The following is a 25,863-nucleotide window of genomic DNA, read 5'->3' on the forward strand; positions in this document are numbered from 1 at the left end:
CTTCAGACCTCGTCCGGTTTGGCAATGACCACGGGGATGGCACTGGCATGCAGCACCTCGTTGGACACCGAGCCCAACATCGCGCTGCGCAGTGCGCTCTGGCCCCGCGCGCCCATGACGATCAGGTCGCAGGCAAAGCGCTCGGAGATATCGATGATCGTGTGGGCCGGGTCGCCCTTGGCCACTTCGCACTCGTAGGCAATACCGGCCGCGTTCAGCAGCTCTCTGGCAGATTCCAGCGTGTGCTGCCCGGCCTCCTCGGCCACGCGGTTGATGACCTCGGGGTCATGGGCCACCAGCAGCTCGTACAGCGACGCTGGTTCTTGCACATTGGCCAGCACCACGTCGGCGCGCAGGCCGGCCAGCACCATGCGGATCGCAAAGCGCACCGCTTCCAGCGACAGCTCCGAACCATCTACAGGCAGCAGGATTTTCATGGTGTTCCTTGGCAATGGTGGATCAGGGTGTGGGCTTCAGCTTTTGCAGCAAGCGGGCATGCACAGTGGGGTCTACAAACTGCGCCACCTCACCCTTGAGCGTGGCAATCTCCCGCACCAGCGTACTGGAAATGTGCTGGTAGCGCGCGTCCGGCGTCAGAAACACCGTCTCCACATCAGGGGCTAAGGCGCGGTTCATGCCGGCCAGTTGGTTCTCAAAATCAAAGTCGGTCACCGAACGCACGCCGCGCAGCATGGCCTTGGCGCCATGGTCCACCGCGAAGTCGCGCACCAGGCCGGTGAAGGACTCTACGCGCACATTGGGGTAGGCCCGCATCACCTCGCGCACGGTGTCCAGGCGCTCTTCGAGGCTGAACAGGGTCTTCTTGTGGTGGGCCGCGGCCACGGCCACGATGACCGTGCCAAACAGGCTGGCGGCACGCCGAATCAGATCTTGGTGGCCCAGCGTAATGGGGTCAAAGGTGCCGGGGTAGACGGCAATCACGGGGTTTGGCATCAGGGAAGGCTCCGGGGCAGGCTGGCCCAGCTATAGCCCCGATTATGCAGCGCTGACTGCGGCCGCGGCCCGCAGCACATGGGCGTGCACGGCACCAGCCTTCAGGTGGCGATGCACCACCAGGCCCATGGGCTCCAGCATGGCATCGGTCCAGACCGTGGGGGCCTCCAGGTAGATGGTGCCATTCGTGGCTAGCGCGCGGGCGGCGGCGGTCAGCGCCGCCTCATAGAAACCGCCATCAAACGGGGGGTCCAGAAAGATCACGTGGTAACTGGCAGGCGCCAGTTGGCGCAGCGCCGCCACACCCTCTCCCCGCACGATCTGCAGCTTTTGCGGTGCGGCGGGTTCCGGTAACTCCAGCGCCAGCAACTGGGTCTGCACGCGCTGCAACTGGGCCACCAGCGCGCCATCGTGCTCCACCAGCAGCACCTCGGCCGCGCCGCGCGAGGCGGCCTCAAAGCCCAACGCACCGGTGCCGGCAAAGGCATCTATGCAGCGCAGGCCGTGGAGATCTTGGCCCAGCCAGTTGAACAAGGTCTCGCGCACGCGGTCTGGCGTGGGGCGCAGACCGGGGGTATCAGCCACCTTGAGCTTGATGCGTTTCCAGTGCCCGCCAATGAGGCGAATCTCGCCAGCGGGACGTTTGTGCACCGGGGTGCGTACGGGTTTGCCCGTTGGCTTGGCGGAGCTGTTGGTGTTTTTGGAGGGAGACTTGCTGGGTTTCTTCATGTCCCAAGCTTAACGGACTGCAGGGGCAACACCACGGTATCGGCGTCGACATCCGCCGCCAACCGACGCAACCACGCTTCCACGTCATCCGGCTGCAGGGGCTTGGAATACAAATAGCCTTGCAGCTCGCCGCACCCCGCATCCCGCGCGGTGGCCGCCTGGGCCAGTGTCTCCACGCCTTCGGCGACCACATGCAGGTGCAGCGCCTCGGCGAGCTGGCAAATGGCACGCACCACGGCCACGGCATCGGGCGACGGCAACGGGTCAATCAAGCCCCGGTCAATCTTGACCGTGTGCAGGCGCAGGCTGCGCAGCATGTTCAGCGACGAGAAGCCCGTGCCGAAATCGTCCATGGCCACATGCACGCCCATGGCCCGCAGTTGCTGCACCTGGGCCGTGGTCTGGTCCAGGTTTTGCACGGCGGAGCTTTCGGTGATCTCCAACGTCAGCCACTGCGGCTCCACACCGCAGGACTGCAGGGTATTCGCCACCAGTTGTGGAAAGCGTGGGTCCAGCATCTGCAGCGGCGACACATTGACCGCCACCGGTACGCACTGGCTGAACTGGGACTGCCACTGCGCGATCTGCTGGCAGGCCTGCTTCAACAGAGCCGTACCCAGCGCACCAATGAGGCCGGTGCGTTCGGCCGCACCAATGAACTCCATGGGGTTAACGTTACCCACTGTGGGCCGGTTCCAGCGTGCCAGTGCCTCCAGGCTGGTCAGGCGGCCGGTACGGGCATCGACCTTGGGCTGGTAGACCAAGTGGAACTCCGATCGCTCAATGCCGGCCCGCAGCGCTTGCTCCTGCTCCAGGGCATTGCTTGAGCCCCGCTCAAACGCCTTTTCGGCCAACACATGCGAGGTGCCCGGCGTGCGCTTGGCCACATGCATGGCCGCATTGGCCGCGCGCAACAACGAATCCGCATCGCGCGCGCTGTTGGGGTACAGCGCAATGCCCAGCGATGCATCCAGAAAAAACTCCTGACCCGCCACCAACAGCGGCTTGGCCAGCAACTGCCGCACGCGGGAGACCATGTCCGCCGCCGTATCCCCATTGCCGTCGGAGGCCGACACCAGCGCAAACTCGTCGCCGGCCAGGTGCATGACTTCGCAGTCCGCACCCATCGTGGCCCGCAGCGCCTGACCCATGGTGCGCAGTACATCGTCGCCCATGGAATGGCCGTGGGCTTCGTTGAACAATTTGAAGCGATCAATATTCATCAGCACCAGCACAAAGCGCTGCAGCGGCTCCTGCGGCATGCAGCGCTGGCGCAGGCTTTCGATCAGCGCGGTGCGATTGGGCAGGCCGGTCAGTTCGTCGTGCAGCGCCTGGTGGATCAGGGCCTGCGTGGCTTCGTGGCGCCGGGTATCGTCGGCGATCAGCACCTGCACGGCCGGGGCACCGTCCCACTCGGTCGGAAAGTAGTGAAAGCTGAGCCACATGGGCGTGCCATCGGCGCGGTGGCGCAGCGCCTCGTAGCTGGCGCCTTCCAACAAGCCATTTTGGATATTGGTCAGTATTTCGCCGACCCGCTTGCGTTCGGGCTTGGGTATGGTGCGGGCCACGGTAGCCACCCGCAGCTCCGTCAAGTTGGCGACCCCGTAGATCGCAAACACCGCCGGGTTGGCGTAGACGATGCTGGCATCGCCCAGGCTGATCATGATGCCCTGGTGCGAACGTTCGGCCAGCCGCTCGAAGCGGTTTTGCAGCTTGCGGGCCGCCAGCGCGCTGCGGTCCAGCGCCGCGTACAACAGCACCAGGCCCAGCATGGTGCGCAGCAGGGCACCCAGCGTGGCCAGCAGTTCGGTCCCGGCGTCCTGGTAGGCCACATAGATGAACTGGATCAGCCCCAGGAGCACGAGCAGTGGCCCGACCATCTTTTCAGAGTTGTAACGACTACTGACAGCGGTCCCGGGGAGCAGAGCGCCGGGCGCAGACGGTGAACGTGAGAGCAAGGCATGGCCCGCGTTCCACAGCCAGTAGCAGCAGACAACGCCCAATGCCGTGTTAATGGTTCCCATGCTGGCCTGCCCGACCCGCGGTCCGCCCCAGAATACAGCCGCAGCGTTGATCGCGGACAGCACCACCACACTCACCCACATGGACTTGGGTGGCAGGGTGCGGCCGGCCAGCTGTGCCGTGCCCAGCAGCAGCAACGTGGAATAGCCGCCCGCCACAACGGCCAGCGCGAAGTTGCCCAGCGTCTCCCCGGCGTCCCCCATATGCACCTTGACCCAGTAGGTCAACGGCACCAGAAGCTGCACCAGGTTGGCCCAGCCTATGTAGCGGGTAAAGCCCTGCGTGGGATCGCGGCGCCACACCAGCACCAGCGCGCACCCCATGATGAGGCTGACGGCAGCGTTGATGATCAGGACAAAATGCATCGAAGCAAAACCCTTGGGCGTTTGTCACATTGTGCAACTTGCCCGGGCGCTTATACCGACTCAAACGGGCGGGATTACCCCTACTGCAGAGCGGAAGTTTCACCGCCGGGCCGCCCCAAGGGGAAAGGCTGCCCCCTCGGGGGCAGGGAGCTACACACAGTGAGCGACCGTGGGGGCTATTTCCCACCCAGCACCACAGTCACCATCCGCTCCGGCTGTAACTTGCGTGCAAAAGCGGCTCGGATATCGGCGGTGCTCAGGCGCTGCACCTGCTGGGTCCAGGTGTCTAAGTAGTCCAGCGGCAAACCGTTCCAGGCGATGCCGGCCACGTTTTCCAACAACTTCTGGTTGCCATCCAGCAGCAGCGGGAAGCCGCCAATCAGATGGTCCTTGGCGGCCTGCAGCTCGGCCTCAGTCGGGCCGTCCTGCACGAACGCCGCCAGTACCTCGCGGGCCACTTGCAGGGCCTCCTTGGCCTGGTCGGGCCGGGTCTGCAGGCTGATGGCGAAGGCACCGGCATGCAGGCCCGGCGCGAATTGGCTGTCCACGCTGTAGCTCAGGCCCCGCTGCTCGCGCACGGCCTGGGTCAGGCGGGATGTGAAGCCCCCGGCGCCCAGAATATGGTTGCCCACCAGCAGTGCAAAGTGGTCGGGGTCCTTGCGCGCGTAGCCGGGCTGGCCCAGCAGCACGTGGGCCTGGGCGGACGCAAAGGCCACGGCCTTCTCTTGCGCGGCGGACAGGGCTTGCACCTCGGGCACGGCAGGCAGCGCCGGGCAGTTGCCGGCCGGCAAGCGAGCCAGCAGTTGGGTCACCAGTGCATCGGTCTGGGCCTGGTCCAGCGCGCCTACCACGCTGACCTTGGCATAGCAGGGCCGCAGCATGCGGGCGTGCAGGGCCGCCATGTCCTGCACGGTGATGCGCTTCAGCGATGCTTCCGTCATCTCCGCGCCATAGGGGTGGTCGCGGTACACGGCACGGTTGAAGGCGCGGGCCGCCTGGGTGGCGGGGCGGGTGTCGGCCTCGCGCAGGGCCGCGATCCACTTCAGACGGTCGCGCTGCCAGATAGCCGGTGGAAAGGCGGGCTGCGCCAGCTGGCGGGCCGCCAGGGCCACGGCCTTGGCTAGCAGTTCGGGGTCGGTGAGCGATCGCAGCGAGACGCTGAGGCGATCCGAGCCTGCGCCGGCTGAGAACGCCGCCCCCAGATCGGCCCAGGCCTCGCCCAGACCGTTTTCATCCAGGGCCGGTTCGCCGCGCCCACCGGCCCTCACGCCGTCGGACAAAGAGCCCGCCATCAGGCTGGCCAGACCGGCCTTGCCCGGCGGGTCGCGGCGGCTGCCGGCGTCGAACTCCAGGCGCACATCGACCATGGGGATGGCCGGGCTCTGCACCAGAAAGACCTGCGCGCCCGAGGCTTGCGTCCAGTGCGCGATGGGTATGCCTGCGCCAGCAAGGCTTGAGAAAAACAGGCCACCAGCCCCCGTCAACCATGCGCATAGCGCTCTTTTATTCATAGCAAACCTGAAATCTGGTTAGTGGTGTGAGCCAGCCACCGGTTGGCGCGGTGCGCGGTTTTTGTCCACGGGCTGGGGCAGCAGCGTGGCCACGGTCAACCCGTCGTCGCCGAAATAGCGCGCGGCCACGGCCTGCACCTGGGCGGCGGTGACGGTGCGCAGACGGGCGATCAAGCGCTCGTCGGCATCCAAGCCAAAGCCATGGATCCAGTTTTGGCCCAGCGATTGAGCCTGGTTGAAGACGCTGTCGCGCTTGTAGACCTCGCTGGCCATCCACTGCACTTTAACCCGGCGCAACTCTGCGGCGTTGACACCCTCGCGCGCCACGCGGGCCAGCTCGGTACGCAGGGCCCGCTCCACCTGGGCGCTGGTCTTGCCAGGCGATGGCACGCCGTACACAGTGAACAACTGGGGGCCACGCCCGGCCAGGCCGTAGCTGGCGCCGGCGTTATCGGCCACATGGCCTTGGGCCTGGGTCAGCGCGCGCTCCAGGCGGGCGCCGTCGTAGCCCGACAGCAAGGCCGCCAGCACGGTCAAGGCCAGGGCGTCGGCATCGGTAGCACTGGCGCCAGCATCGGCGCTGGCATTGGCATGGGCGGCCAAGGCTGCGGGGCTCAGACTGGGCACCTTGAAGGCCAGGGCCACATAGGCCTGCTCGGCCGGGGCCTTGTAATCCAGGCGGCGCATGCCGGCCTGGGCGGGCTCCTCGCGCGGCTTGCGGCTGGGCACGGGGCGCTGGGGGATGCTGCCATAGGTCTCTTCAGCCCAGGCACGGACCTGGTCCGCATCCACATCGCCGGCGACCACCACCACGGCATTGGCCGGCGTGTACCAGCGCTGGTAGAAGGCGCGGGCATCGTCGGCGGTCATTGCGTCCAGGTCGCTCATCCAGCCGACCGTGGGGCGGCGGTAAGGGTGGGCCATGAAGATGGTGGCGTCCAGGGCTTCTTCCAGGCGTGCGTGGGGCTCGTCCTCTGTGCGCATGCGGCGCTCTTCCTTGACCACCTCCAGTTCCTTGGCAAAGGCGGTCTCGCTCCACTGGGTGTTGGCAAAGCGGTCAGCCTCCAGGCCCATCATCTCCTGCAGGCGATTGGCGGGGATCTGCTGGTAGAAGCCCGTGTAGTCCTTGCTGGTGAAGGCGTTCTCCACACCGCCCAGTGCCGCTACCTTTTTCGAAAACTCACCTTCGGGCACGGTGGGCGTTCCCTTGAACAGCAGGTGCTCCAACACATGGGCCACGCCGGTGGTGCCATCCACCTCGTCCATGGAGCCCACCCGCACCCAGACCATGTTGACGGCCGTGGGGGCGCGGTGGTCGGGCTTGACGATCAAGGTCATGCCATTGCGCAGCGTGAATTGCCGCACGGCAACGGAAGCAGAGGCTTGTAGCGCTGTAGATGGAGCAGTCTGCTCACCGGCGGCCGGGGTCGCCGCAAAGCCGGGGGCAGCGCAAGCAATCCCCATAGCCAGCAGCAGGGGAAGGCGTAAAAAGAGGTGTTTCATAGAATGGAGCCATTCTAAGAACCCAGCCCATGTTCAGTTTTTTCAAAAAGAAGCCCCCTGCTCCCCCGGTCGCCCCTCCCGTAGTGGACACCGCGGCGCCAGCCCCGGTCGCAGCCCCCACAGCGCCCGGGCCCAGCCCCCGCCCCAGCTTTACCGCCCCACCCAGCGGTGGCGGCTCGATGATCGGCAGCGCGCTGGTCATCCCCATCGACATTCCCGACCCCAGCGCGCCGCCACCCGAGCGGCAAAAGTGGGTAGACAAGCTCAAGGCCAGCCTGGGCAAGACGGCCGGCAGCATCTCCACGGTGTTTGGCGGATCGCTGATCGATGACGCTCTGTACGAACGACTGGAAGACGCCCTGCTGATGGCCGACGCCGGTGTGCCAGCCACCGAATTCCTGATCAAAGAGCTGCGCCGCAAGGTCAACGACAGCGGCGTGACCCACCCCATCGCGCTGAAGAACATCCTGATCGCCACGCTGACCGACCTGCTGCAGCCGCTGCAAAAGCCGCTGGTCATTGGCGAGCACAAACCCACGGTCATCATGGTGGCGGGTGTCAACGGCGCGGGCAAGACCACCTCCATCGGCAAGCTGACCAAGCACCTATGCGACCACCAGGAAACCGTGCTGCTGGCCGCGGCCGACACCTTCCGTGCCGCGGCGCGCGAACAGTTGGGCGTGTGGGCCGACCGCAACCTGGTGGAGATCGTCAGCCAAGAGGGTGGCGACCCTGCCGCCGTAAGCTTTGACGCCGTCAGCGCCGGCAAGGCCCGCGGCAAGGATGTGGTGCTGATCGACACGGCCGGTCGCCTGCCGACCCAACTGCATTTGATGGAAGAGCTGAAGAAGATCAAGCGCGTCATTCAAAAGGCCGATGGCACGGCGCCGCATGAAGTCTTGCTGGTCATCGACGGCAACACGGGCCAGAACGCGCTGACCCAGGTGCGGGCCTTTGACGATGCGCTGCAACTCACCGGCTTGATCATCACCAAGTTGGATGGCACGGCCAAGGGCGGCGTCATCGCGGCCATTGCGCGCGAGCGGCCGGTGCCGGTGTACTTCATTGGTGTGGGGGAGAAGCTGGAAGAGCTGGAAACCTTCAACGCGCGGGAGTTTGCGCAGGCGTTGCTGGGTTAACCCCTTCCTGCACCTTGCCGGGCGCGGTCTCCGGCAACAAGCCCGCTGTCGGAGAAAAGTCCGCTACCCGACAGACACACAACAAAGCCCCCACTACATTGCGGCTATCCTTCGCACATAAAAAAGGAGACCCCGCGGTGAAAAAAGTGTTTGCTTCTTTGGCTGTCTTGCTCATATTGGCAGTCGCCTACCTCTTGTTGTGGCCGGTGCCCATTGCGCCAGTCCCCTTCAGTCTGCAACCGGCTCCCGGTTATGCTGGTCCGCACGCCGTCAACACCAAACTCGCCAACCTGCAACTCATTGACCTGCATGGCGAGGTCGGCCCCGAGCACATTGCTGTCGGGGCCGATGGCAAGCTCTACACCACGGTGGCCAGCGGCAATATCTTGCGCATGAATGCCGACGGCTCGGCGCAAGAGGTGTTTGCCAACACGGGCGGCCGGGTGCTGGGCTTTGACTTTGATGCCCAGGGCAACCTGGTTGCCGCCGACGGCTACAAGGGTCTGCTGTCCATTGCGCCAGACCGCAAGATCACGGTGCTGGCCGACACGCTGAACGGTGAGCCGATACGCTATGCCGACGCCGTGGTCGTGGCCAAGAGCGGCAAGCTGTATTTCAGCGATGCATCGGCCCACTTCGGGCCAAAAGACTGGGGCGGTACGTTTGAGGCCAGTGTGCTGGACATCATCGAAGGTGCCGCCACCGGCCGCATCCTGGAATACGACCCTGCCACCAAGGCCACGCGCGTTGTCGCCCAGGGCCTGGCCTTTGCCAATGGCGTGGCCTTGAGCGCCGACGAACAGTCGCTGTTCGTCAACGAGACCGGCAAGTTCCGCGTCTGGAAGATTGCCGTCAGCGCGAACAAGCTGGATGTGGCGCAGACCAGCCCGCAGGCCAGCGTGCTGCTGGACAACCTGCCCGGCTACCCTGACAACCTGATGCGCGGGCTGGACGGCAAAATCTGGCTGGGCCTGGCCAAGCCGCGCAACCCCACCGCCGACAACATGGCCGACAAACCCTGGCTGCGCCGCCTGACGCTGCGCCTACCGCGTGCGCTGTGGCCCGTGCCCAAGTCATACGGCCATGTGATGGCCTTCACCGAAGACGGCAAGGTGGTGGCCGACTTGCAAGACCCTAGTGGCGCCTACCCCGAGACCACGGCCATCACCGAGACCAAGGACCGGCTCTATGTGCAGAGCCTGCATGCCCATGGCCTGGGTTGGCTGCCCAAGCCCGCACCATCCACCCCCTGACTGGAGCGCACACCGCCATGGCCACCCCACCCGATCACACGCCTGCCCATATGCCCGCTACACGCAGAGGCTTTCTCGTATCCACCTCCGCCGCAGCCGGCCTGCTGGCAGCGGGTTCCACCACCGCCTGCGAGGATGCTGCCATGACCGACCGCCGCCTCGTATTTGCCTCGTTTGCCGATGCGCAGCGTGAGCTGGACCGCTTGTCCAAGCTGCCCACACTGAAATCCGCCGCCGTGTGGAGCTGGCCGCAAACGCTGACCCACTGCGCGCAGAGCATCGAGTTTTCGCTGACCGGTTTTCCGCAAGCCAAGTCGGCGCTGTTCCAATCCACGGCCGGTGCCGCGGCCTTCAAGGTGTTCAGTTGGCGCGGTCGCATGAGCCACGACCTGGCCGAGCCCATACCCGGCGCGCCCACGTTGGACACCAGCACCGATGCCCTTGCCGCCCTGGCCCGGCTGCAAAAGGCTATTGCCGACTTTCAGGCCAGCACCGGCCCGCTGCGCCCGCATTTCGCCTATGGCGAGCTGAACAAGGCCGAATACGAGCAGGCCCATGCCATGCACATCGCCAACCACCTGTCGGGCTTTGACACCCCGGCATAAGCCGTTGTGCCGCGGCGTACCACCACCGGATCGCCGCGTATCCATTGGGTATTTAGTTTTGTAAAGATGTGCCGATAGAGTGGTGAGAGGTCCACCATTTCATAGGTATCGTGGCATGACAACATCTTTATTACTCCAACGGCCGACGACCCAGCTCCAGCTCTTGCAGTGGAGCCAGCAACTGCAAAAGGTGCGGTTCAACGAGGTTGCGGCACTGCGCTTTTTGTCCAACGCCTTGGTATCCCTACGCGACGCCAAGACCGATGCGCTGAGCCCCATAGGCCGCTACCTGATCGCCCACGAAGGCATCTACGCGCTGTGCCTGGGCACCGTCTACCTGCACGGCATGCTGCCGCGCGAACAAGAGGGCAGTCGGGCCATGGCCATACAGCTGGCCTTCGAGCTGCTGGACATGACCATCCACGACCTGCACCAGATGCTGCACGCCAACCGCCACCTGGAAGAGATTGCTGGTCTGCCCCATGCACCCCTCACCTTGCAGACGGTCAAGGATCTGGTCGCCCTGGGTGACCGCGCGCTCGACCAAGCCCGCCTGGTCTACCCGGACTGCTTCGACTAAACCCGGCTGTCGCGCGGTGCTTGGCGTCAGGGCACCGCCTTCATGGACAATGGAGGGTTCCGCAATCCCTGCCCAGAGCCCTCCACGCCATGACCGCACCACTGCCCCCTCTACTTCCCCGTGTAGAACTCGAATCCGCCCCCAACCCCACGGCCGCTGTCATCTGGCTGCACGGCCTGGGCGCCGATGGCAATGACTTCGCCGGCCTGGCGCCGGAGCTGGACCTGGACGGTTGCCCGCCCATCCGTTTTGTCTTCCCCCACGCGCCCAGCATCCCCGTCACGCTGAACGGCGGCTACGTGATGCCGGCCTGGTACGACATCTTTGGCCTCAACCTGGTGGACCGCCAGGACGCCGCCGGCATCCAGAAGTCGGAGAAAGACATCCTCGCGCTGATTGCCAACGAGGTGGCCCGCGGCATCCCCTACGAGCGCATCGTGCTGGCCGGCTTCAGCCAGGGCTGCGCCATGGCCCTGCACACCGGCCTGCGCCTGCCCCAGCGCATCGCGGGCATCATGGCCTTGTCAGGCTACCTGCCGCTGGCCGACCGCTTTGCCAGCGAGCGCCATGCCGCCAATGCCCACACCCCCGTCTTCATGGCCCATGGCACGCAAGACCCGGTCGTGGTGCTGGCCCGCGGCGAAGACTCGCGCAAGGCTCTGGTGGCCCTGGGCCATCCCGTGCAATGGCACACCTACCCCATGCAGCACGCCGTGCATCCGCAAGAGATTGCCGATATCTCCGCGTTCCTAAAACAAGTTTTAGGGGCGTCTGCCAGTGCCTAGCGATCCGTTACCGGGCCCGACCCTGGGCATAGACTTCGGTACCTCCAACTCCGCCGCCGCACTGATAGGCGCCGACGGCCAGATGCACACCATGGCGCTGGATGGAGCCCGCTCTGAAATGCCCACGGCCCTGTTCTTTGCCAGCGAGACCCACACGGTGCTCTATGGTTCCGAGGCCATGCAGGCCTACCTGAGCGGTGCCGAGGGGCGTCTGCTGCGTTCGCTCAAGAGCCTGCTGGGCAGCCCCTTGATGGACGAATACACGGCCGTCAACGGCCAGAGCGTGCAGTTCTTTGACATCGTGGTGCTGTTCTTCAAGGAGCTCAAGCGCCGTTGCGAGGCGCAACTGGGCCAGCCGCTGACCCGTGCCATGCTGGGCCGCCCGGTGCACTTTGTAGACGACAGCCCCGAGCGCGACGCACGCGCGCAGGAGACGCTGGGCCGCGCCGCCCGCGAGGCCGGCTTTACCGACATCGCCTTCCAACTGGAACCCATTGCCGCGGCGCTGGACTACGAGCAACGCGTGCAGGGCGAAACCACCGCCCTGGTGGTGGACATCGGCGGCGGCACGTCCGACTTCACGGTGATACGCCTGAACCCAACGCGCAGCCGCGTCAGCGACCGCACGGCCGACATCCTGGCCACGACCGGCGTGCACATCGGCGGTACCGACTTCGACCGCCTGCTGGACCTGTCCACCGTGATGCCGCTCTTGGGCTACAAGCACATCGGTACCGGCGGGCGCCCGGTGCCCAATAGCGTGTTCTTTGACCTGACCACCTGGCACCTGATCCACCAGGCCTACAGCCGCAAAGCCATGCACTTTGCCAAGGAGTTGTGGACCGATTACACCGACCAGACCCTGCACGCCCGCCTGATGGACGCGCTGGAGGGTCAGCACGGCCACCGCATGCTGGCCGGGGTGGAGGCCGCCAAGATTGCCTGCTCCATCTCCGGTGAAGAGTCGCTGGTAGACCTGGACTTTCTGGGCCACGGCCCCAGCGAGCACCTGGGCGCCACCATCAGCGCGCCCGGCATGGCCGAGACACTGCAACAGGCCCTGGCCCAGGTGGTGGAGTGCGCTCAGGCATGCGTGCAGCGTTCGGGCCTGGCCGGCGTGGACGCCGTCTACCTGACGGGGGGCTCGTCCGCGTTGCGCCCGCTGATGGCCGCCCTGCGCGAGGCCATGCCCGGCGCCACACTGGTGGAGGGCAACCGCTTTGGCGGCGTGGCGGCCGGTCTGGCGGTTGCAGGGGCCGCGTTGGTGGATTGAGGCGCCCTGTCTTTGCTACGCTTTATGTAGCACACTATGCACATTCGACGAGGGCTAGAGGCCAATTTCTTTATAATCTCCTCGAAAGCCACCCCATAAAACCCATTTTGGGTATTTATTGAGCCCCATGAGCCACCCAACCCCGCTCCCGCATTGGCAAACCCTGGCCCACGCACCGGCGCCCGGCACGGTGCTGTGCCAGCGGGACGCACTGGCCGATGGCCAGGCCACGCTGTGGGAACTGGAGACCGGCGCCGGATTGGGCCAGGTCTTCAAGCTGCTGCTGCTGCGCGATGGCCCACAGGTCACCGCCTTTGCAAACCGCTGCGCCCACTTTGGCGTGCCGCTGGCGGTCAAGCAGTCGCAACTCATCTTCACGCCCCGGGTCAGCATCACCTGCAATGTGCATTACGCACGCTACCGCTGGGCCGACGGAGTCTGCGAGGCTGGGGATTGCGTGGGCGAGTCCCTGATCCACGTACCGCTGGAAATAGCGGCCGACGGCCTGCTGCGCATTGCCACATCGGGCGGGTAATATCGGTGCCGCCCGGCTGGGGCGGTACGGTAGCGGTTCTGTTTAGGGCAAACCAACCTCATTTCGCCAGACCAAGACCATACCAGCACTTCCCCCTATCGGTGCGCCACACTGGCAACCACTTGGCACCAGGGCTGTGCACCTCAAACCGGTCCGTTCCGGGTAAAACCGGCGTCACTCAAATATTTACAAAAAAACTTGAAAAAATCCCATTACTGGTATTAAATTGGTATGTTAAGATATCACGAAGTTCAATCTGCACCCACTCGGTGCGTCAAAAGCAAGTCCCAAAGCCATGATTGAGTATTTGTTGGGTGTAGACGGTGGCGGCACCGGTACCCGCGTCCTATTGGCCACCCAGAGTGGCTCCGTGCTGGCCCAGGCCAGCGCAGGGCCGTCCGCGCTGGGGCAAGGCGTGGCCACGGCCTGGCAGAACATCTTGGCGGCGGCACAACAGGCCTTCCAACAGGCTGGATTGGCCCAACCCGTCTGGTCGCAATGCGCGCTGGGCGCTGGCCTGTCCGGTGTGCATCACCAGCCCTGGCGCGATGCCTTTGTGGACCAAAACCCGGGCTTTGCCCGCCTCTTTGTCGAAAACGACGCGTACATCGCGCTGCTGGCCGCCCACAACGGCCAACCCGGCGCCATGGTGGCAGCAGGCACCGGCAGCGTGGGCGAGGCCCTGTATGCCGACGGCAGCCGCCACCAGGTCAGCGGCTGGGGTTTCCCGGTCGGCGACGAGGGCAGCGGCGCCTGGCTGGGCCTGCGCGCCATGGCCCACGCCCAGGAGGTGCTGGACCGCCGCCTGCCGGGCGGCGCATTGGCCCGCAGCATCCACAGCACCTGCGGCGACCACCGCGACGCCCTGCAAGACTGGTGCGCCAAGGCTGGGCAGAACGAATATGCCCAGTTGGCGCGGACCGTGTTCGAATCCGCCGCCAGCGACCCCGTGGCCGAAGCCCTGCTGGTGGAAGCCGCCGCCGCACTGGAACGCATGGCCGCCGCACTGGACCCCAGCGGCACGCTGCCGCTGGCCATCTGCGGCAGCGTGGGCCGCCAACTCTTGCCGCGACTGGCGAGCGCTACCCGCGCACGCGCCATCGCATCACCCCAGGATGCCGTACACGGCGCCCTGACGCTTGTTCACCAATCCTTGGAACAGTCACTATGACATCAGGCGAAGTTCAGATTACCTTCGAGCCGGATCCGCGCGACAGCTCGCCCATCTACATGCAGCTGGCCCGCAAGCTGGCCCAGCTGATACGCGAAGGCCGCTACAAGCCCGAAGAGGCGCTGCCCTCCGAGCGCCTGTTGGCCGAAACGCTGAATGTGTCGCGCGTCACGGCCCGCTCAGCCATCGACCAACTGGTGTCGCAGGGCATGATCGTGCGCCGGCGCGGTTCGGGCAACTACATCGCACCCATGCTGGAGCAGCCGCTGTCGCAACTGACCAGCTTCTCCGAAGAACTGCTGCGCCGCGGCTACACACCGTCGTCGCGCTGGCTGGAGCGCAAGGTCGATGTGGCCATGACCGACGAGCAGTTGTCGCTGGGCCTGTCCACCGGCGCCAAGGTCGTGCGGCTGGAGCGTTTGCGCCTGGCAGACAACGTCATCATGGCCTACGAGGTCAGCGTGCTGCCACAAACCATCATTGCCGACCCCATGCTGGTGGGCAATTCGCTGTATGAGTATTTGGACAGCGTGAACCAAACACCGGTGCGCGCACTGCAGCACATCCGTGCGCTGAACGCCCAGCCCCGGCTGGCCGAGCAACTGGGCATACCCGACCGCCAGGCGGTGCTGTTCATCACCCGTATCGGCTACCTCGAATCAGGCCAGGCTGTGGAGTTGACCCACTCCTATTGCCGTAGCGACTACTACGACTTTGTGGCCGAAATGAGGCGCGAACGATGAGCGCTGCTGTCGTCGTCGGCAATATCCTGACCCCGTCGGGTTTTGTGCACGGTTCCATGGCCTTTACGCCCGAGGGGCGTATCGACCACATCCACGGCAAAGCCATCAGCGAAGAGGCGGCCCGTGCGTCTGGCGAGCCGCTGGTGCTGCCTGGCTTCATCGACCTGCATGTGCACGGCGCAGGCGGCCGCGACATCATGGAAGGCGGCGACGCGGCCACGCGCATCAGCCAGGTCCACGCACAACACGGCACCACATCCATTCTGGCCACGACGATGACTGCCCCCATGGAAGACCTGGTGTCGGCCATGCAGGCGCTGACCGGCATTTGCCAGAAGCGCGCACCGGGCGGCGCCCGGGTACTGGGCGTGCACCTGGAAGGCCCCTACATCAACGACGGCAAACTCGGTGCCCAGCCCGCGTTCGCACGGCCCGTGCAGACCGACGAGCTGAGCCAGCTCAATGCACTGGCACCGATCCGCCTGATCACGATGGCGCCCGAAGTGCCGGGCAATATGGACCTGATCGATTCACTGTGCGACGCCGGTTACCGCGTGCAGATTGGTCACAGCATGGGCACGTATGAAGATGGTGTGCAGGCCCTGGCCAAGGGTGCGCGCAGCTTCACCCACTTGTTCAACGCCATGACCGGCCTGCACCACCGCGAGCCCGGCATGGTGGGCGCGGCGCTGGCCCATGCCCAGTACGCCGAGTTCATACCCGACCTGATCCACGTGCACCCCGGTGCCATCCGCGTGGCGCTGCGCTCCATCCCCTGCCTGTACTGCGTGACCGACTCTACGGCCGCCACCGGCATGCCCGATGGCGAGTACCGCCTGGGCAGCCACCAGGTGTTCAAGTGCCTGGGCGGTGTGCGCCTGGCCGACGGCACGCTGGCCGGCTCCACGCTGACGCTGGACCAGGCCCTGCGCAACCTGGTGGACACGCTGGGCCTGTCGATTCTGGACGCGTCCAAGCGCGTCTCCACCCACGCCGCCGACTACCTGGGCGTGGTGGACCGCGGCCGCCTGGCCATGGGCGCCTGGGCCGATGTCGTCGTGCTGGACCGCGACCTGCAACTGCAATCCATCTACATTGAAGGGAATCCCATTGAACACACTGATGCTCTCTGAGGCGCGCGAGGCGCCCCAGGCCGTCGCTTTTCAGCTGGCCCATAACGACAAGGAATACTTTGACTTTGGTGCCCTGTTGCGCACCCAAAGCCCCTCCGCTGTACTCACGGTGGCCCGTGGCAGCTCGGACCACGCCGCGCATTTCCTGGCCTATCTGGTGATGGCCCGCATGGGGCGCCTGGTGACCTCGCTGCCCATGTCGCTGATCACGCTGTACCAATCGCAGATCGCTTGCAAGGGTCTGGTGTCCCTGGCCTTCTCGCAGTCCGGCCAGAGCCCGGACCTGGTCGCGCCCACGCGCTTCTTCACCGAGGGCGGCGCAACCACTGCGGCATTCGTCAACAAGGCGGACTCGCCGCTGGCCCAGGCCGCGCAGTGGGTGTTCCCGCTGCACGCCGGTACCGAGGCCAGCGTGGCGGCCACCAAGAGCTATATCGCCCAGTTGGTAGCCGGCGCCCGTGTCGTTGCGGCGTGGCAAGACGATTTGGTGTTGCAGTCTTCACTGTCCGCACTGCCGGGTGTGTTGTCCCGCGCGGCGTATATGGACTGGTCGGTTGCGGTAGAAGTCCTGCACAACGTGGACCGCCTGTTTGTCATTGGCCGCGGCACCGGCATGCCGGTCGCACTCGAAGCAGCACTCAAATTCAAGGAGACCTGCGGCATCCAGGCCGAGGCCTTCTCCAGCGCCGAGGTCAAGCATGGCCCCATGGCCTTGATCGAAGAAGGCTACCCACTGCTGATCTTCGCGCCTCGCGGCCCGGCCCAGGCTGGCCTGCTGGCCCTGGCCGAAGAGATGCGCCTGCGCGGTGCCAAGGTGCTGCTGGCCGCACCGGCGGGCACGCCGGGCGCCAACCTGCCCATCGTGGAGACCGACTCGATTGACCTGGACCCGATTTCGCTGATCCAAAGCTTCTACCCCATGGTGGAGCAACTGGCCCGTGCCCGTGGCCGCAACCCCGACGAGCCACGCTTCCTGGCCAAGGTCACCAAGACCCACTGAGCCGCACGCGGCATACGCAGTACCAACACAACATGCAACACAACACGCTACAGCCCGGCCACCTGGTGATGGTGGACATGGAGGGCAAGTCCCTGGACGCCGATACGGCCGACTTTCTGCGCACCCACCACATCCGCGCGGTGTGCCTGTTCCGCAAGAACCTGGGCACCGAGGCCGAAGTCCGCAAGCTCACCGCCGATCTGCGCGAAGTGATGGGGCCGCTGGCCCTGATCGGTATCGACCAGGAAGGCGGCTCGGTGATACGCGCCACCTTTCTGCCCCAGGCACCCGCGGCGATGGCGCTGGGCGCCTGTGGTGACCTGGAGCAAGCCCAGCAGGTGGGCGCTGCTGTGTCGCGCGGCCTGCGCAGCCTGGGCATCAACTGGAATTTTGCACCGGTGCTGGACGTCAACAACAACCCCGCCAACCCGGTGATTGCCGAGCGCAGCTTCTCCGCCGACCCCATGGCCGTGGCCCATCTGGCCGGTGCGTGGATGGAAGGCGCCATGTCCGAAGGCGTGGCCTGCAGCGTCAAGCATTTCCCCGGCCATGGCGACACGCACACCGACTCGCACCACGCGCTGCCCACTGTGGACAAGTCGCTGGCCGAGTTGGAAGCGCTGGAGTTGATCCCCTTCCGCGAGCTGGCGAAAACGGCGCCTGCGGTCATGACGGCCCACATCGTCTACCCGCAGATCGACCCCGAGCACCCTGCCACGCTGTCGCGCAAGGTGCTGACCGGTGTGCTGCGCGATGCCATCGGCTACCAAGGCGTGGTCATCACCGACGCACTGATGATGAAGGCCGTGTATGACCGCTACGGCCACGCCCGCGCTGCGGTGCTGGCATTGCAGGCCGGCGCCGACCTGGTGCTGGCACAGGGCGCGCGCCACGAGCAACTGGCCGCCCTGCAATCCATTGGCGCCGCACTGCAAGACGGTGCTCTGGAGAGCGCCGCACTGCAAACGGCATGCGACCGCGTGGACGATCTGGCCCGCCGCTTCCCGCTGCACACCACGCCCTACCGCGACGTGCAGCAGGCGCTGGATGTGGCGCTGATGAACAAGGCCTGGGCCCGTGGCCTGACTGCCGTGGGTGCGCCCACCCCCCCCACCCGCAGCACGCCGCTGCGCGTGATTGCCCAAGCTTCGGTGGTCAGTGATGGTGTCTCCGAGGCCGGCCTGCCGCTGGAACAAATCCAGGAGTTGTTCGCCGACTTCCGCGACGTGCAATACCTGCCGGTAGCTGCGTTGCGCGAGCTGGATGTGCAAACGCTGCCACGCGACGGCCGGCGCAATGTACTGGTCTCCAACCACCATGGCCGCTACCAGGCGGCGTCGGCCCAGGCCGAAGGCGTGGACCTGCACCTGGCGATCTGGAACCCCTTCCAGGTGCTGGACGTGAATGCACCGGCCATCGTGACCTGGGGCTATGCCGATGGCGCCATGCTGGCACTGAAACACTGGCTGCAAGGTGAGGCTGCAGCCACCGGCGTAGCGCCCGTGGCCCTGACACGGGTCTGACGACTTCTTGAATCCCCCAACTGGACACCCCATGACCGTTGAAACTGCAACTCCGCGTTCGCCCATGACCTGGGTGCCCAGCCTGTACTTTGTGCAGGGCATGCAATTCTTTGTCGTCATGCTGATCGCCGGCCTGATGTACAAGAACATGGGCGTGTCCAATGACCAGATCGCACGCTGGACCGGCCTCTTGGGCCTGGCCTGGGCTTTCAAGCCGCTATGGAGCCCGTTCCTGGAAATGGCGCGCAGCAAGAAGCTGATCGTCGTGGCCATGCAGTTCACCGGTGCCGCGGGCTTGGCGCTGATGGCCGTTGCACTGCAATTGCCGCTGTACTTTGCGGCCAGCATTGCGGTGTTCTTTGTGCTGGCCTATGCATCGGCCACGCATGACATTGCCTGCGACGGTCTCTACATGGGCAGCTTGAGCGACAAGCAGCAGGCGGCCTATGCGGGCTGGCAGGGCGCGTTCTTCAACGCCTCCAAGTTCCTGACGCTGGGCGGGCTGCTGGTTCTGGCCGGCCATCTGGAAACCCGTTTTGGGGTGTTCAATGCCTGGTCTGCCATCTTTGTGCTGCTGGCCGTGGTGCTGGCCGCATTGGCCAGTTACAACGCCTGGTCCCTGCCCGGCACGCTTAACACCGAGCACACGGATCTGAGCGCGGCCAGCGTATGGAATACCCTGGTGGAGGTGGTCAAAGACTTTCTGCAAAAGCCCGGCATCTGGTTGGCGATTTTGTTCATCGTGCTGTTCCGCTTTGCCGAAGGCCAGGTGCAGACCATAGGCCCGCTGTTTTTGCTGGAAGCCCGCGACAAGGGCGGCCTGGGCCTGACCACCGAGCAGGTGGGCGGCATCTATGGCACCGTGGGCACAGCCGCCTTTTTGGTGGGCAGCATTCTGGGCGGCTACTTCACAGCCTGGCTCAGCCTGCGCAAGGCCATGCCCGTGCTGATCGTGGCCATGGCGGTTCCCAATGCGGTGTTCTACTACCTCTCCAGCGCTTTGCCAACCGAGATGCTGCACATCGGCATTGCCGTGGCCGTTGAGATGCTGGGCTATGGATTTGGCTTTGTGGGCATGATCCTGTTCATCATGCAGGCTGTTGCGCCGGGGCGCTTCCAGACCGCGCACTATGCGCTGGGTTCCGGTGTCATGCAGTTGGGCTTCATCATCTCCAAGACTATCAGCGGGGACATCCAGGTCCAGATGGGTTACGAGCACTTCTTCCTGTGGACGATTGCCTGCGGCGTGCCGGCCCTGGTGCTGATGTTCTTCGTGAAATTCCCGTCTCCTGCTGCCGACAGCGCTGCGTAACCATCCACCATGAAGCGGCTCCTGGTCCGTGGAGTGCATGCAAGCCTGCTGGCAGTGCTGGGGGCCTGCGGTGGTGGCTCGGGGGGTGGTGCCACACCGGTAGTGGCAACACCTGCGACACCGGTCGCGCAACCAGCCACGGGCCAACCCAATGCGCACGGCCTGCTAGCCGATGCCAACAATGTATTCCCCACCGATGCCCAGGCCGGCATCTTCGCCAATGACAACGGCTTTGCACGCAGCTACAGCACGGCTGGTGCCATAGACACCACGGGGCCTTTCTTCAAGTCCTTCGGCAATGGCCGAAGCTGCGCCAGCTGCCACCGGCAGGACAACGGCTTTTCGCTATCGGCGACGACCGTGCAAGCCCTGTTTGCACAAACCAATGGCACCGACCCGGTGTTCCTGCCCCACGACGGCGCCAACTCACCACACCTGGCCGTCACCACGTTGGAAGACCGCCGCGTGGCCTATAGCCTGCTGCTGGACCGGGGCGTGTTCCGCATCGGCCTGCGTATACCCGAAGACGCCGAGTTCGAGTTGCTGCGGGCCGACGACCCCTACAACTTTTCCACCGCCCGCGAGTTGTCGCTGTTTCGCAGGCCGCTGCCCGCCGCGAACCTGAAATTCCTCACCGATGTGATGTGGGACGGCCGCGAAACCACGGCCGACAGCAGCTCCACCAACTGCGTGCAAGCTAGCTGCTTCGCCGCCCTGGATGCCAACCTGGCCCGCCAGGCGGTCACGGCCAACAATGGCCATGCCCAGGCCCAGGCCGACCTGAGCAAGGGCGAGCAAAGCGGCATCGTCGCTTTCGAGAAGACGCTGTTTGCGGCCCAGCAGGTGGACACTGCGGCAGGCTTGCTGTTCGGCGCAGACGGCACGGGTGGGGCGGCAGCCCTGTCCACTGCCAATGCCGCGTTTGCTGCCAACAGCATCTTCAATGCCGTGGCCTCCAACAATGCCAGCCTGTTCAACACCAACGTCTTCACACTGTTCACCACCTGGGTCAGCAACGCGTCGGCAGGCAACCCTACGGCCGTGGCGGCACGCCAGTCCATAGCCCGTGGCCAAACGCTGTTCAACACCAAGCAGTTCAATGTCAGCAAGACGGTGCCGGGCACGGAAAGCCTGGGCTTTTCCTTCCTGACCTGCAGTGTGTGCCACAGCACACCCAATGTGGGTAGCCTGGCGGAGCCCCGTTACTTCAACATCGGCACGTCCGATGCCGACCTACGCACGGCAGACATGCCGCTGTTCACCTTGCGTAACACCAAGACCGGAGAGCTGGTGCAAACGCAGGACCCCGGCCGTGCCATGGTCAGCGGGCTGTGGAAAGACATCGGCCGCTTCAAGACGCCGGGGCTGCGCGCTTTGAGCATGCGCGCGCCCTACTTCCACGACGGTTCGGCCAAGACCCTGGCCGATGTCATTGCCTTTTACGACAAGAAGTTTGCGATCGGGTTCACGCCGCAGGAGCTGGTGGACCTGAACGCTTTTTTAAAAGCACTGTAGGGGCTACCCGCGCCATGGCGGCGGTCGCTTGCGCGCTGGCCCACACACCTTGAGGGGTTTGCCATGGTTATCAAGCATTTCTTCCGCGCCACGGCGCTAGGCGCCGCGCTGTGCCTGCATCTGGGCAACGCCCCGGCGACCCAGGCCGCAGCAGGCGGCGTTTTCTTTGACGACTTCAGCCAGGCCGCCGTTGCCGACCTGCAGTCCCATGGCTGGATCCTGCGCCATGCGGTAGGCCACCCCGGCATTGCCGGCGCGCAATGGGGACCCAACAGCGTCGCCTTGGTGCAGGACCCCCAGGTACCGGGCAACCAATTCCTGCGCCTGCGGGCCAGCACCGACGGCACACCCCAGGGAACGACCCAGGCCCAGATCTGCCATGCCCGCAAGTATTTCGAAGGCACCTATGCCGCCCGCATCCGCTTCAGCGACGAGCCCGTCAGCGGGGCCGACGGCGACGTCGTGGTCCAGACCTTTTACCTTGTCAGCCCCTTGAAGCACGACTTCGACCCCCAGTTCAGTGAAGTGGACTGGGAATACCTGCCCAACGGCGGCTGGGGTGATACCACCACGCGTCTGTATGGCATTACCTGGCAGACGGTGCGCGTCGAGCCCTGGCAAGCCCACAACCAGGCCCACCAGGAAAAGCGCTCGATCGCTGGCTGGCATACGCTGATGCTGCAGATCAAGGACGGTAAGACCCGCCACTTGCTGGACGGAGTGGTATTGGCCGAACACGGCGGCCGCAATTACCCCGTGGTACCCATGTCACTGAACTTTAATCTGTGGTTTTCCCCAGGTGGTCTTTTACCGGTATCGAAAACGACTCGCATTTACGAGCAGGATGTGGACTGGGTTTTGCATGTCAAAGACCAGTTGCTGACGCCCGCCCAGGTGGACGCCCAAGTGAAGGCTCTGCGAGCCAATGGCCAGGCCGCTATAGACAGCGTTCCGCCCAGCATTCCCCCTCTGGATAGTACCTGCGACTTCTAATGCGCAACATAGCCGCACCGGTCTACGGGATTGCATACAACATTGGCACCACATTGTCCCAAAAGACGACGGAAAAAAGCCACAAATAGGGTTTTTCCCTAGGACCACAGAACCAAATATTCTTGCAAATGGACACAATTGGTAGCATAGTGGCATCTGAGAATTTTGATGTGGTATTAATTGGTTTGTACGCATCAAAGGTTCCACAACCCCTCAAGCGGTACGCGCCTCCAGCCGCATTGAGGGGTGGAAAAGAGATTTATTACCCAGTGGCCCACCTTGACCTATTGAAGAAAAGGACAACATGAAACTCATACGCACCCCCATAGCTGCCGCCGTAGCGCTCACCCTGCTGAGCGTTGCATCGGCGCAGGCCCAGACAGCGGCCGGCAAATCGGAAGCTGAGCTCAGCTCGGTGACGGTGACCGGTATTCGCGGTGCACTGGAACGCTCCATCAACCAAAAGCGCAACGCCGACTCCGTTGTGGAAATCATCACGGCCGAAGACATCGGCAAGATGCCCGACAAGAACGTGGCCGACTCGCTGTCCCGCGTGCCTGGCGTTAATACCACCGCCGGTGGTGCGGCTGGCCAAGTGGGCGAAAACGAGAAAGTGTCCATCCGCGGTACTGCGGACAACCTGACACTGACCACCTTGAATGGCCACTCGGTCGCCAGCGCCGACTGGTTCTGGGCCGACATCGTGGGCAGCGGCCGCAGCGTCAGCTACAGCCTGTTGCCCTCCGATATGGTGGGCCGCATCACCGTGCACAAGAGCTCCGAAGCATCCATCCCCGAAGGTGGCGTGTCGGGCACGGTCGATATCGAATCGCGCCGTCCGCTGGACTTCAAGCAACCCCTGAGCTTCTCCGCCAGCCTGGGTATTGCCAACCAAAACTACGCCAACAAGAACGACACCCAAATGTCGGCCCTGGGCTCCTGGAAGAACGACGAAGGCACGTTCGGTGCTCTGGTGCAAGTGTTCTCGCAAGCCCGCACCTTGAAGCGCGAAGAGTTTGAAAACGTCTGGAAGCTGTACGAAGACACCAGCTGGGGTGGCGACACCAATGCAGCCCTGGCCGCCGCTGGCGTCGACCTGACCAAGACCCACCGCTATGCGCCCTTGAACGGTAGTGCTGTCTTCACCCAAGACCGCAAGCGCGAAGGTGGTTTGATCGATCTGCAATTCAAGCCCAGCGCAAACCTGCAATTGGGCCTGAATGCATTCAGCAGCGAAATGAAGGCTGCCAACTACAACGTCAACTGGATGCAAGACGGCTTTGCGATGCTGAACAAGGGTGTGGTGCCCACGGTTGCCCGCGTCAACGGCAATGGCATCATCGAAGAGTTGCAATTCACCGGTCCTTGCGTCATCGCACCGTCCCTGAATGCAACGCCTGCACAGGCCGCCGCACGCTGCGCCGCTGCCCACGCCAATGCCGTGGACTTGGCCGCACGTCCTGACGCACGCACCAAGACCGAATACACCAACTTCGATGCCAAGTACAAGGTCAACGATGACCTGAGCTTCGACCTGAAGCTGGGCAAGACCACCAGCGCCGGCCACTCCACCGACTACGCCATCGAAATCTGGGGTCCCTACGCAGCCTCCGGCTACCGCATGAACGGCCAGGGCCAGGCCTTCAACATGACCTTCCCCAGCTCGGGCACCTTCGCCAACGGCAACAACGCAACCAATGCCGCGCTGCGCACCGCTGGCGGCCTGGGCACCGAAGACGAAGTCCAAGGCTGGTCCAACATCATGGACACCAAGGATGAAGAGAACTACTTCCACCTGGACGGCAAGCTGAACCTGGACGGCACCTTCCACACGCTGAAGTTCGGTATCCGCGGCACAGAGCACACCCGCAGCCGCAGCTGGATCGTCGGCAGCAAGACTGACGCCGGCAAGCTGGGCTCCAGCCTGCCTGGTGCCAGCCTCTACACCGGCTTTGACGCTGGCGCAGGCGGTGCTCTGCAAAACTTCTGGACCTTCACACCCGACCAGATCAAGGCCTGGGGCGACGCCAATGTGCGCTTCAACCCCAAGGACCAAGACTGGAACCAGGCGTTTGACTTCAAGGAAACCGTCAATGCAGCCTATGTGCAAGGCAACTTCGCCGCAGGCCAGCTGTCCGGTAATGTGGGCGTGCGCTTCGTCACTACCAAGGACGACGTGCACCAGTTCCAAGTGGACAACGTGAACGGTACCTACCAGACCGTGCTGCAAAGCAACGACAAGTTCGCACCCTGGGATACCTCTGCCTCGTTCAACAACGTGCTGCCCAGCCTGAACCTGCGCTACGACTTCAGCAAGGAGCTGATCGGTCGCGTGGCCCTGAGCAAGACCATGTCGCACCCCGACTTCGGCAAGTACGCTGGCCTGAACAAGAACGACACGACCAACACCGGCACCGGTGCCAACCCCACCTTGGCCCCCACAACGTCCAACAACTTTGAAATCGGCGCTGAGTGGTACTTTGCTCCCCGTTCGCTGTTGGCTGCCACCTTGTTCACCAACAATCTGCAAGGCTACGTGACCTACGGCGAAAGCAAGGCCCAGTTCTACAACTCCATCACCAAGCAGGTTGAGACCTACACGATCGGCGGCCCCGCTGCTACCGATGCATCCGTGCGTGGTATCGAGCTGAGCTACCAGCAAGCGCTGGGCGGTGGTTTCGGTGTGGATGCCAACTACACCTACGCCGAAGGCAAGGAAACCACACCTCTGAAGGGCTCCCTGTGCGCAGGCGACAGCTTCGTGGGCGCGGTGGACTGCAATATGTTCGGTACATCCCGCCAGACCTACAACCTGGGCGCCTACTACGAAGACAGCAACTTCAGCGCACGTATCAGCTACAGCAAGCGTTCACCCTACCTGTTCGGCACACAGCCGTCCCGCTCGGTGTACGTCGATGCCGGCGGCTCCCTGGGCATGGCATTCAACTACAACATCAACCCCAACGTGATCCTGTCCATCGAAGGCCAGAATCTGTTGGATCCGGTGATGAGCACGACCTCTGCACGTACCGGCGACCAAGTGGACGTGGGTCGCCAAGGCCGCACGCTGTTTGCGACCGTGCGCGTCAAGTACTGATAGCCCGTGCTAAGTGCTACATGAATATGACAATTTCCTGAGCGATGGGGGCTGCTTGAATCGGGGGCGAACGCAGTCTGTTTAGTGGGCAGGGAAGCAATTCCCTGCCCATTTTTTTCGCA

At 64.3% G+C, this 25,863-nt stretch carries 22 protein-coding genes; 16 read left to right on the forward strand and 6 right to left on the reverse strand.

Going from position 1 to position 25,863, the window contains the following annotated elements; all coding sequences use genetic code 11:
- Positions 1 to 2: 2 nt before the first annotated feature.
- The 6 genes from AC07OO_RS11565 to AC07OO_RS11590 all read right to left on the reverse strand — a co-directional run bounded on the left by AC07OO_RS11565 (position 3) and on the right by AC07OO_RS11590 (position 7,084).
- The gene (locus AC07OO_RS11565) at positions 3 to 437 is read right to left on the reverse strand and encodes a universal stress protein (RefSeq protein ID WP_495082253.1); all 435 of its coding nucleotides are present in this window, start codon (positions 435 to 437) and stop codon (positions 3 to 5) included.
- 22 nt (positions 438 to 459) lie between these two features.
- The gene (gene coaD, locus AC07OO_RS11570; protein WP_495082254.1) at positions 460 to 954 is read right to left on the reverse strand and encodes a pantetheine-phosphate adenylyltransferase; all 495 of its coding nucleotides are present in this window, start codon (positions 952 to 954) and stop codon (positions 460 to 462) included.
- 42 nt (positions 955 to 996) lie between these two features.
- Positions 997 to 1,683 carry a 16S rRNA (guanine(966)-N(2))-methyltransferase RsmD gene (rsmD, locus tag AC07OO_RS11575; RefSeq protein WP_495082255.1) on the reverse strand — a complete coding sequence of 229 codons (687 nt, stop codon included), beginning with the start codon at positions 1,681 to 1,683 and terminating at the stop codon, positions 997 to 999.
- The gene (locus AC07OO_RS11580; protein ID WP_495082256.1) at positions 1,680 to 4,070 is read right to left on the reverse strand and encodes a putative bifunctional diguanylate cyclase/phosphodiesterase; all 2,391 of its coding nucleotides are present in this window, start codon (positions 4,068 to 4,070) and stop codon (positions 1,680 to 1,682) included. Before AC07OO_RS11580 ends, rsmD begins: the two co-directional genes overlap by 4 nt.
- Positions 4,071 to 4,246: 176 nt before the next feature.
- A complete protein-coding gene (locus AC07OO_RS11585) occupies positions 4,247 to 5,581 on the reverse strand; it encodes a M16 family metallopeptidase (protein ID WP_495082257.1) in 1,335 nt (444 codons plus the stop codon).
- Between the two features lie 18 nt (positions 5,582 to 5,599).
- Positions 5,600 to 7,084 (reverse strand): M16 family metallopeptidase, encoded by a 1,485-nt coding sequence (locus AC07OO_RS11590; RefSeq protein WP_495082258.1) that lies wholly within the window; start codon positions 7,082 to 7,084, stop codon positions 5,600 to 5,602.
- 29 nt (positions 7,085 to 7,113) lie between these two features.
- On the opposite strand from AC07OO_RS11590, the gene ftsY reads away from it, so the two are divergent.
- The 16 genes from ftsY (at position 7,114) to AC07OO_RS11670 (ending at position 25,741) form a co-directional block, all read left to right on the forward strand.
- Complete coding sequence (gene ftsY, locus AC07OO_RS11595; protein WP_495082259.1) at positions 7,114 to 8,223, forward strand: signal recognition particle-docking protein FtsY; 1,110 nt, start codon at positions 7,114 to 7,116, stop codon at positions 8,221 to 8,223.
- Positions 8,224 to 8,360: 137 nt separating this feature from the next.
- On the forward strand, positions 8,361 to 9,476 hold the full coding sequence (locus tag AC07OO_RS11600; protein WP_495082260.1) for an SMP-30/gluconolactonase/LRE family protein: 1,116 nt from the start codon (positions 8,361 to 8,363) through the stop codon (positions 9,474 to 9,476).
- A 17-nt stretch (positions 9,477 to 9,493) separates the two neighbouring features.
- A complete protein-coding gene (locus AC07OO_RS11605; protein ID WP_495082261.1) occupies positions 9,494 to 10,081 on the forward strand; it encodes a DUF1569 domain-containing protein in 588 nt (195 codons plus the stop codon).
- 115 nt (positions 10,082 to 10,196) lie between these two features.
- The gene (locus AC07OO_RS11610) at positions 10,197 to 10,661 is read left to right on the forward strand and encodes a hypothetical protein (protein WP_495082262.1); all 465 of its coding nucleotides are present in this window, start codon (positions 10,197 to 10,199) and stop codon (positions 10,659 to 10,661) included.
- An 89-nt stretch (positions 10,662 to 10,750) separates the two neighbouring features.
- Positions 10,751 to 11,446, forward strand: coding sequence for an alpha/beta hydrolase (locus AC07OO_RS11615; RefSeq protein WP_495082263.1), 696 nt, complete (start codon positions 10,751 to 10,753; stop codon positions 11,444 to 11,446).
- Positions 11,439 to 12,719, forward strand: coding sequence for an Hsp70 family protein (locus AC07OO_RS11620; protein ID WP_495082264.1), 1,281 nt, complete (start codon positions 11,439 to 11,441; stop codon positions 12,717 to 12,719). Before AC07OO_RS11615 ends, AC07OO_RS11620 begins: the two co-directional genes overlap by 8 nt.
- Positions 12,720 to 12,846: 127 nt before the next feature.
- The gene (locus AC07OO_RS11625) at positions 12,847 to 13,254 is read left to right on the forward strand and encodes a Rieske (2Fe-2S) protein (RefSeq protein WP_495082265.1); all 408 of its coding nucleotides are present in this window, start codon (positions 12,847 to 12,849) and stop codon (positions 13,252 to 13,254) included.
- Positions 13,255 to 13,549: 295 nt separating this feature from the next.
- On the forward strand, positions 13,550 to 14,425 hold the full coding sequence (locus AC07OO_RS11630; RefSeq protein WP_495082266.1) for a glucosamine kinase nucleotide-binding domain-containing protein: 876 nt from the start codon (positions 13,550 to 13,552) through the stop codon (positions 14,423 to 14,425).
- Positions 14,422 to 15,168, forward strand: coding sequence for a GntR family transcriptional regulator (locus AC07OO_RS11635; RefSeq protein WP_495082267.1), 747 nt, complete (start codon positions 14,422 to 14,424; stop codon positions 15,166 to 15,168). Before AC07OO_RS11630 ends, AC07OO_RS11635 begins: the two co-directional genes overlap by 4 nt.
- Positions 15,165 to 16,301, forward strand: coding sequence for an N-acetylglucosamine-6-phosphate deacetylase (gene nagA, locus AC07OO_RS11640; protein WP_495082268.1), 1,137 nt, complete (start codon positions 15,165 to 15,167; stop codon positions 16,299 to 16,301). The genes AC07OO_RS11635 and nagA overlap by 4 nt, the downstream gene beginning before the upstream one ends.
- On the forward strand, positions 16,291 to 17,301 hold the full coding sequence (locus tag AC07OO_RS11645; protein ID WP_495083337.1) for an SIS domain-containing protein: 1,011 nt from the start codon (positions 16,291 to 16,293) through the stop codon (positions 17,299 to 17,301). Before nagA ends, AC07OO_RS11645 begins: the two co-directional genes overlap by 11 nt.
- A 32-nt stretch (positions 17,302 to 17,333) precedes the next feature.
- Positions 17,334 to 18,824 carry a beta-N-acetylhexosaminidase gene (nagZ, locus tag AC07OO_RS11650; protein WP_495082269.1) on the forward strand — a complete coding sequence of 497 codons (1,491 nt, stop codon included), beginning with the start codon at positions 17,334 to 17,336 and terminating at the stop codon, positions 18,822 to 18,824.
- Between the two features lie 31 nt (positions 18,825 to 18,855).
- The gene (locus tag AC07OO_RS11655; RefSeq protein ID WP_495082270.1) at positions 18,856 to 20,136 is read left to right on the forward strand and encodes an MFS transporter; all 1,281 of its coding nucleotides are present in this window, start codon (positions 18,856 to 18,858) and stop codon (positions 20,134 to 20,136) included.
- A 9-nt stretch (positions 20,137 to 20,145) separates the two neighbouring features.
- The gene (locus tag AC07OO_RS11660; RefSeq protein ID WP_495082271.1) at positions 20,146 to 21,651 is read left to right on the forward strand and encodes a cytochrome C; all 1,506 of its coding nucleotides are present in this window, start codon (positions 20,146 to 20,148) and stop codon (positions 21,649 to 21,651) included.
- Between the two features lie 63 nt (positions 21,652 to 21,714).
- On the forward strand, positions 21,715 to 22,644 hold the full coding sequence (locus AC07OO_RS11665; protein WP_495082272.1) for a glycoside hydrolase family 16 protein: 930 nt from the start codon (positions 21,715 to 21,717) through the stop codon (positions 22,642 to 22,644).
- 304 nt (positions 22,645 to 22,948) lie between these two features.
- A complete protein-coding gene (locus AC07OO_RS11670; RefSeq protein ID WP_495082273.1) occupies positions 22,949 to 25,741 on the forward strand; it encodes a TonB-dependent receptor in 2,793 nt (930 codons plus the stop codon).
- The last annotated feature ends 122 nt before the right edge of the window (positions 25,742 to 25,863 follow it).

This window comes from Rhodoferax sp. GW821-FHT07G04 (genome assembly GCF_059418585.1).

Coding starts and splice junctions, on each gene's coding strand:
- AC07OO_RS11580 (WP_495082256.1), bottom strand. CDS start 4,070: ATGCATTTTGTCCTGATCATCAACGCTGCCGTCAGCCTCATCATGGGG.
- AC07OO_RS11625 (WP_495082265.1), top strand. CDS start 12,847: ATGAGCCACCCAACCCCGCTCCCGCATTGGCAAACCCTGGCCCACGCA.
- AC07OO_RS11590 (WP_495082258.1), bottom strand. CDS start 7,084: ATGAAACACCTCTTTTTACGCCTTCCCCTGCTGCTGGCTATGGGGATT.
- AC07OO_RS11565 (WP_495082253.1), bottom strand. CDS start 437: ATGAAAATCCTGCTGCCTGTAGATGGTTCGGAGCTGTCGCTGGAAGCG.
- AC07OO_RS11630 (WP_495082266.1), top strand. CDS start 13,550: ATGATTGAGTATTTGTTGGGTGTAGACGGTGGCGGCACCGGTACCCGC.
- AC07OO_RS11645 (WP_495083337.1), top strand. CDS start 16,291: ATGCTCTCTGAGGCGCGCGAGGCGCCCCAGGCCGTCGCTTTTCAGCTG.
- nagZ (WP_495082269.1), top strand. CDS start 17,334: ATGCAACACAACACGCTACAGCCCGGCCACCTGGTGATGGTGGACATG.
- AC07OO_RS11615 (WP_495082263.1), top strand. CDS start 10,751: ATGACCGCACCACTGCCCCCTCTACTTCCCCGTGTAGAACTCGAATCC.
- AC07OO_RS11585 (WP_495082257.1), bottom strand. CDS start 5,581: ATGAATAAAAGAGCGCTATGCGCATGGTTGACGGGGGCTGGTGGCCTG.
- AC07OO_RS11610 (WP_495082262.1), top strand. CDS start 10,197: ATGACAACATCTTTATTACTCCAACGGCCGACGACCCAGCTCCAGCTC.
- AC07OO_RS11665 (WP_495082272.1), top strand. CDS start 21,715: ATGGTTATCAAGCATTTCTTCCGCGCCACGGCGCTAGGCGCCGCGCTG.
- AC07OO_RS11605 (WP_495082261.1), top strand. CDS start 9,494: ATGGCCACCCCACCCGATCACACGCCTGCCCATATGCCCGCTACACGC.
- AC07OO_RS11635 (WP_495082267.1), top strand. CDS start 14,422: ATGACATCAGGCGAAGTTCAGATTACCTTCGAGCCGGATCCGCGCGAC.
- nagA (WP_495082268.1), top strand. CDS start 15,165: ATGAGCGCTGCTGTCGTCGTCGGCAATATCCTGACCCCGTCGGGTTTT.
- AC07OO_RS11660 (WP_495082271.1), top strand. CDS start 20,146: ATGAAGCGGCTCCTGGTCCGTGGAGTGCATGCAAGCCTGCTGGCAGTG.
- coaD (WP_495082254.1), bottom strand. CDS start 954: ATGCCAAACCCCGTGATTGCCGTCTACCCCGGCACCTTTGACCCCATT.
- AC07OO_RS11655 (WP_495082270.1), top strand. CDS start 18,856: ATGACCGTTGAAACTGCAACTCCGCGTTCGCCCATGACCTGGGTGCCC.
- rsmD (WP_495082255.1), bottom strand. CDS start 1,683: ATGAAGAAACCCAGCAAGTCTCCCTCCAAAAACACCAACAGCTCCGCC.
- AC07OO_RS11670 (WP_495082273.1), top strand. CDS start 22,949: ATGAAACTCATACGCACCCCCATAGCTGCCGCCGTAGCGCTCACCCTG.
- ftsY (WP_495082259.1), top strand. CDS start 7,114: ATGTTCAGTTTTTTCAAAAAGAAGCCCCCTGCTCCCCCGGTCGCCCCT.